Below are 6,459 nucleotides of genomic sequence, written 5' to 3'. Positions count from 1 at the left end.
GAAAAGCTAGCAGCCTCCAGTGAAAATTAGGAATGAGGAGAAGAAAATGGCAAAAACAATTCACACAGATAAAGCACCAGCAGCAATTGGTCCTTATGTTCAAGGAAAAATAGTGGGCAATCTCTTATTTGCAAGTGGGCAAGTTCCCCTTTCACCAGAAACAGGTGAAATTGTTGGTGAAACCATTCAAGAACAAACCCAACAAGTCTTGAAGAATATTTCTGCTATCCTTGAAGAAGCTGGAACGGACTTTGATCACGTGGTGAAAACAACCTGTTTCTTAAGTGATATGAATGATTTTGTACCTTTTAATGAGGTTTATAAGACAGCATTTTCAAGTGAATTTCCAGCACGTTCTGCAGTAGAAGTGGCTCGCTTGCCACGCGATGTCAAAATCGAAATCGAAGTGATTGCAGAAGTATAGTCTCAATAGAAGGAATGCATTCGGGTAAAAGGAATGTTGGAGTGAGAGCCATCGACTGACCAACTGGAAAGATGATGCCCTCCTCCTTTTTTGTAAGGAAAAGGTGATTAGGATGACAGATACAGAAAAAACAATTCAACTGGTCATTGTAACAGGAATGAGTGGAGCAGGGAAGACCGTAGCCATTCAGTCCTTTGAAGATATGGGCTATTTCACCATTGATAATATGCCTCCAGCTCTCTTGCCAAAATTTATAGAGCTGATTCAACTCTCGATGGACAATAACAAGTTGGCTCTCGTCGTGGATATGCGTAGTCGGTCTTTCTTTGCAGAAATTCGCTCCATTTTGGACGAATTAGAGAATCACGAAGGAATTGATTTTAAAATTCTATTTTTGGATGCGACCGACAGTGAATTGGTTGCTCGCTACAAAGAAACCCGTCGTAGTCATCCACTGGCTGCTGATGGGCGCGTCTTGGATGGGATTACTCTAGAACGTGAACTTTTGGCTCCGCTTAAAAACATGAGTCAAAATGTCATTGATACGACGGAATTAACTCCCCGTAATCTTCGTAAAGTGATTGCTGAACAATTCTCCAGACAAGATAGCCAGCCTGAGTTTCGGATTGAAGTCATGTCCTTTGGTTTTAAGTATGGTTTGCCTTTAGATGCGGACTTGGTCTTTGATGTTCGTTTCCTACCTAATCCTTACTACCAACCAGAGCTACGGAATCAAACAGGGCTAGATGATGATGTCTATAACTATGTCATGAATCACAAAGAATCAGAGGAGTTTTATCGTCATCTTTACGAGTTGATTGCTCCCATCTTGCCAGCATACAAACGAGAAGGAAAATCCGTTTTGACGATTGCAGTTGGTTGCACAGGCGGCCAACACCGTTCCGTCGCCTTTGCGGCACGTCTTGGACGAGATCTAGCTAAAGATTGGACGGTTAATATGAGTCATCGCGACAAAGACCGACGGAAAGAAACGGTGAATCGTTCATGAGAAAACCAAAAATGACCGTCATCGGAGGCGGTACAGGGATTTCTGTCATCTTGAATAGCCTACGGAAAAAGGATGTTGAAATTACGGCCATTGTGACAGTGGCGGATGATGGTGGTAGCTCTGGAGAACTTCGAAAAAATATTCATCAATTGACACCGCCAGGCGACTTGCGAAATGTTCTAGTAGCCATGTCTGACATGCCTCGTTTTTATGAAAAAGTCTTTCAATATCGTTTTGCGGAAGACGATGGGCCACTAGCTGGTCATCCTCTAGGGAATTTGATTATTGCTGGGATTTCTGAAATGCAGGGCTCGACCTATAATGCCATGCAATTGCTTACGAAATTTTTCCATACGACAGGAAAAATCTATCCTTCCAGCGATACACCGTTGACCCTTCATGCCGTATTTATGGATGGGTCAGAAGTCGCTGGTGAGAGTGAAATCGCCCATCATGAGGGCATGATTGATTATGTCTATGTCACCAATACCTATAATGATGAGACGCCGAAAGCGAGTCGAAAAGTAGTAGATGCGATTTTAGAAAGTGATATGGTTATTTTAGGACCTGGTTCTCTCTTTACATCGATCCTTCCTAATCTAATGATTGAGGAAATTGGACAAGCCTTGCTTGATACAAAAGCAGAGGTCGCTTATGTCTGCAACATCATGACCCAACGTGGGGAGACAGAACACTTTACTGACAGTGACCATGTATCCGTCCTTCATAAACACTTGAAGAAGCCTTTTATTGATACTGTTTTGGTCAATATTGAAAAAGTACCTCAAGAATACATGGACACGAATCGATTTGATGAATATCTGGTTCAAGTAGAACACGATTTTGCAGGTTTAAAATCTCAAGTGCCCCGAGTTATTTCAACAAATTTCCTACGCTTGGAAAATGGCGGAGCCTTCCATGATGGAGAAGCTGTTGTGGATGAACTGATGCAAATGGTACAGGTGATTAAATGAGTTTTACCATTAAAGTAAAAGAAGAGATCTTGACCCTTCACCGCTTTGAGAAAAGTGAGTTATCTGCTCTGATTAAGATGTCAGGTAGTTTGGGCTTGAGTATGGGGGGCTTAAGTTTGTCTCTGACAACGGAGAATGCTAAGATTGCCCGCCATATCTATGAATTAATTGTAGAGTTTTATCAGGTTAAATCCGATATTCGTCACCACCAAAAAACCAATTTGAAAAAGAATCGCGTCTATACTGTTTCTATTGATGAAAAAGTCGAAGAGATTCTTGCAGACCTGCATTTGGCTGATTCTTTCTTTGGTATTGAGACTGGGATTGACCCGAGAATCTTAGAAGAAGACGAAGCAAGTCGAGCTTATCTGAGAGGAGCTTTCTTAGCAAGTGGGACCATCAAGGATCCAGAATCAGGACGCTATCAATTAGAAATTAGCTCTGTTTATTCTGACCATGCCCAGGATTTGGCCAACCTGATGCAACACTTTTTGTTAGATGCCAAGACCATCGAACGCAAAAAAGGAGTTGTCACCTATTTGCAGCGGGCTGAGGATATTATTGATTTCCTCATCTTAGTAGAAGCGAAGCAGGCCTTGGAAGAATTTGAGTCTGTCAAGGTCATGCGAGAGGCGCGCAATGATCTCAATCGAGCCAACAATGCTGAAATGGCCAATATCGCGCGGACGGTCACAGCTAGTATGAAGACCATCAACAATATCGTCAAAATCATGGATACTATTGGATTAGGTGGCCTTCCTGTCGAGCTTCAAGAAGTTGCTTATGTTCGAATTCAGAATCCCGACTATTCCATTCAGCAAATTGCAGATGCCTTGAAAACGCCCTTGACCAAAAGTGGCGTCAATCATCGCTTGCGGAAAATCAATAAGATTGCAGAAGAATTGGATAATTTGTAAGCAGAAAAAAATCCTTTGAATCAAAAGATTCAAAGGATTTTTCTTATAAGCTAGTCGAGTGGACTGGTTGAACTTTCTTATCTGGATAAATGTAATTAATGGCGTTATTCACTGCTGTAGGAGCTTCGCCTAAGCCGGTTGCAATTAAATCAATTTTCCCATCATAGAAGCAACAATCGCCACAAGCATAGATTCCTTCACGACTGGTCTCCTGTTTGCGATTCACGAGGATTTTATTGCGTTGGAGATCCAAGCCCCATTCTTTTAATTTGCCAACTGACGATTTGAAGCCGTAGTTGACAAAGAGTTCATCGATAGGGAGTAATTGGGTTTCATCTGATTTGACCTTGGTGATTTCCAAGTGGCTGGCACGGCCATTTTCTCCGATTAAGCGACTAGGAACATAAGGAGTTTGAATAGAGACAGAAGAAGCCTTTAATTCCTCAACGCTATGTTCGAGAGCTCGGAAATTATCACGACGATGGACCAGAGTTGTCGGGGCGATTTTTTCAAAGGCCAGGGCCCAATCGACAGCCGAATCTCCTCCACCTAGAATAGCAACTTGTTTGCCAGCATATTGTTGGATATTTGAAACATGGTAGTGGACGTTCTCAAATACTTCAGCCCCATCCACTTCTAATGGACGTGGTTTGAAGGCACCACCGCCCATAGCAATAATGACAGCACGACTGAAATGTTGGTCTTTATTGGTTTCAATTAGGAAGTGATCTTCGTTTTTATGAACGTCCAAAACAGTTTCATTCAAACAAATGTCAGTCTCGAATGTTTTTAATTGATTGATCAACCGATTGGACAATTCTTCCCCTGTTAGGTTGGTAAAACCAGGGACATCTAGGATGCGTTTCTCAGGATAGAGAATAGCAGGTTGACCACCTAGTTGAGGGAGGGAATCAATCAATTTCACTTTTACTTGACGCAGATGGCCATAGAAGGCAGCAAAGAGCCCTACAGGGCCACCGCCGATAATGGTAATGTCATAGATTTCAGACATGAGTTCTCCTTTGTGATGTGTAACTAATCCTATTGTATCATAATTCGGAGTTAAATAGAAAGTGGAGGATAATACAAGAATTAAAAAGGATGAATCAAGGGATTAAGATATATTTTTTAAAAATAATGTTCGGTTTATTTACAAGTGTTCGATATTCTGATAGAATAAATTATTATTATTTTTTTATAAGGAGATTATTCAAAAATGCAATTTGATTTTTGGGTTAAAGTTGCGACCGAATTTATTGCAACAGCTTTATTGATTATTTTAGGAAATGGTGCCGTTGCAAACGTTGAATTGAAGGGGACCAAAGGGCATCAAAGTGGATGGCTCGTGATTGCAATTGGATATGGAATAGGTGTTATGATGCCAGCCTTGATGTTTGGTAATGTATCAGGAAACCATATCAACCCTGCTTTTACGATTGGACTTGCAGTTAGCGGACTCTTCCCTTGGGAAAATGTTTTATACTACATCGTTGCTCAAGTTCTTGGAGCCATGTTTGGACAATTGGTTGTTGTTGCGACTCACCGTCCATATTACCTTCAAACTGAAAATCCAAACAATATCTTGGGAACTTTCTCAACGATTTCTAGCTTGGATAAAGGAACTCCTGAATCACGTAAAGCAGCAACCATCAATGGTTTCGTCAATGAGTTTGCAGGATCATTCGTCCTTTTCTTTGGGGCACTTGCCTTGACAAAACACTTCTTCGGTGCTGAGGTTGCTGGTCTAGCTCAAAGAGCTGCGACTGAGCAGGGAGGGATTTTCGATGCTTCTTCAACAGCTGCAAAATTGGCTTTGTCACAAGCACATGCTCCTGGTCTAGGAGTTGCTCACTTGGCACTTGGATTCCTCGTTATGGCTTTGGTGACATCACTTGGTGGTCCTACAGGACCTGGTTTGAACCCTGCACGTGACCTTGGTCCACGTTTGGTTCACGCCTTCCTTCCAAAATCTGTCTTAGGTGAACACAAGGGAGATTCAAAATGGTGGTACGCTTGGGTACCAGTTGTAGCACCAATCTTGGCTGCAATTGTTGCCATTGCCCTCTTTAGCTTCCTTTATATGTAAGACTAGAACACTTTTCGTAGACATTACGGAAAGTGTTTTTTATCTTTTAATGAGGAAACAGTTTTTTCTAAAGGGAGTAGGGATGAAAGAAAAGAATTTAATAGAAGATAATAGAAGAGCTGATTATTTTAGTTTTCTATATTATTTGCATGAGAAGAAAGTGTTTCATTCGGAGTCACTGGCTGTTCTTTGTCAGTATCTAGTAGGATTGGAATCAGTTAATATCGAGTAACTAAGGGATGTGCGCTGGATAGAAACTCAAATTTTGCGTCATCTGGTCTATCATTTTGATGAGAATGATCTAAGTAAAATTAGTAATCTCCCAATGGATTATTGGGAGGAAGTAGAAGCATTTGAACAAGTAGTATCAAAACTTTATAATCGTTATGAATGAAAGGAATTCAGAAAAGAATGAATCCTCGAATAGATTTGATAAACGTTTAGAGAGTTGCCAGAGATGAATTCCTTTAACTTTTTCTTGACAATCTTTAGAATTCCGTGTAGAATAGAGTAGATCTTGAACTTGAAGGGAGTGAAAAACATGTCAAAAACAGTAGTACGTAAGAATGAATCTCTTGACGATGCTCTTCGTCGTTTCAAACGCGCGGTTACTAAAGCTGGTACTCTTCAAGAAACACGCAAACGTGAATTCTATGAAAAACCTTCTGTAAAACGTAAACGTAAATCAGAAGCAGCTCGTAAACGTAAAAAATTCTAATTGAATACAAGAACAGACTTCGGTCTGTTTTTTGTTTCTCTAGAAAAATTGAAGACAAAAAAAGCCGACCTTCTAGCTAGAAGATCGGATCTTTTTATCTGATTATTTGTTTGCAAGCAAGTCGCGGATTTCAGTAAGCAACTCTTCTTGAGTTGGAGCAGCAGCTTCTTCTTCAGTAGCTTCTTCTTTTTTACCGAAGTTTTGTGCTTTTTCAGCAGCTTTCACTACGAAGAAAAGAACAGTACCGATAACAAGGAAGTTGATTACAGCGCTCAAGAAGCTACCGTATGCAACACCGTTCCAAGTCAATTCAGCGATCTTTTCAACACCA

Annotated in this window: 8 protein-coding genes and 1 pseudogene; 7 read left to right on the top strand and 2 right to left on the bottom strand. The window is 40.9% G+C overall.

Annotated features, from left to right (window positions below):
• Positions 1-46: 46 nt before the first annotated feature.
• From ACLOR3_RS05505 to whiA, 4 genes are all read left to right on the top strand, one after another.
• Positions 47-424, top strand: a complete 378-nt coding sequence (locus ACLOR3_RS05505) for a RidA family protein (RefSeq protein WP_023022773.1) — start codon at positions 47-49, stop codon at positions 422-424.
• Positions 425-536: 112 nt separating this feature from the next.
• A complete protein-coding gene (gene rapZ / locus ACLOR3_RS05500; RefSeq protein WP_270307925.1) occupies positions 537-1,433 on the top strand; it encodes an RNase adapter RapZ in 897 nt (298 codons plus the stop codon).
• Positions 1,430-2,407 carry a YvcK family protein gene (locus ACLOR3_RS05495; protein WP_023026644.1) on the top strand — a complete coding sequence of 326 codons (978 nt, stop codon included), beginning with the start codon at positions 1,430-1,432 and terminating at the stop codon, positions 2,405-2,407. The genes rapZ and ACLOR3_RS05495 overlap by 4 nt, the downstream gene beginning before the upstream one ends.
• A complete protein-coding gene (whiA, locus tag ACLOR3_RS05490; protein WP_411400453.1) occupies positions 2,404-3,324 on the top strand; it encodes a DNA-binding protein WhiA in 921 nt (306 codons plus the stop codon). The genes ACLOR3_RS05495 and whiA overlap by 4 nt, the downstream gene beginning before the upstream one ends.
• A 43-nt stretch (positions 3,325-3,367) precedes the next feature.
• Here the strand turns inward: whiA and ACLOR3_RS05485 are convergent, their stop codons facing one another.
• On the bottom strand, positions 3,368-4,336 hold the full coding sequence (locus ACLOR3_RS05485; RefSeq protein WP_411400452.1) for an NAD(P)/FAD-dependent oxidoreductase: 969 nt from the start codon (positions 4,334-4,336) through the stop codon (positions 3,368-3,370).
• Positions 4,337-4,540: 204 nt separating this feature from the next.
• Between ACLOR3_RS05485 and gla the strand changes: the two genes are divergently transcribed.
• The 3 genes and pseudogenes from gla to rpsU all read left to right on the top strand — a co-directional run bounded on the left by gla (position 4,541) and on the right by rpsU (position 6,128).
• A complete protein-coding gene (gene gla, locus ACLOR3_RS05480) occupies positions 4,541-5,410 on the top strand; it encodes an aquaglyceroporin Gla (RefSeq protein ID WP_411400451.1) in 870 nt (289 codons plus the stop codon).
• Positions 5,411-5,492: 82 nt separating this feature from the next.
• Positions 5,493-5,804: pseudogene (locus tag ACLOR3_RS05475) on the top strand (hypothetical protein).
• A 147-nt stretch (positions 5,805-5,951) separates the two neighbouring features.
• Positions 5,952-6,128 carry a 30S ribosomal protein S21 gene (rpsU, locus tag ACLOR3_RS05470; protein ID WP_000048054.1) on the top strand — a complete coding sequence of 59 codons (177 nt, stop codon included), beginning with the start codon at positions 5,952-5,954 and terminating at the stop codon, positions 6,126-6,128.
• A gap of 102 nt (positions 6,129-6,230) precedes the next feature.
• On the opposite strand, the gene ACLOR3_RS05465 is transcribed toward rpsU, so the two are convergent.
• Positions 6,231-6,459 (bottom strand): large conductance mechanosensitive channel protein MscL (locus tag ACLOR3_RS05465; protein WP_412037061.1); only part of this gene is annotated, 229 nt, incomplete at its 5' end.

It is taken from the genome of Streptococcus intestinihominis (assembly GCF_046824975.1).
GTDB lineage: Bacteria > Bacillota > Bacilli > Lactobacillales > Streptococcaceae > Streptococcus.
This window is presented reverse-complemented; position numbering and strand designations above follow the sequence as displayed.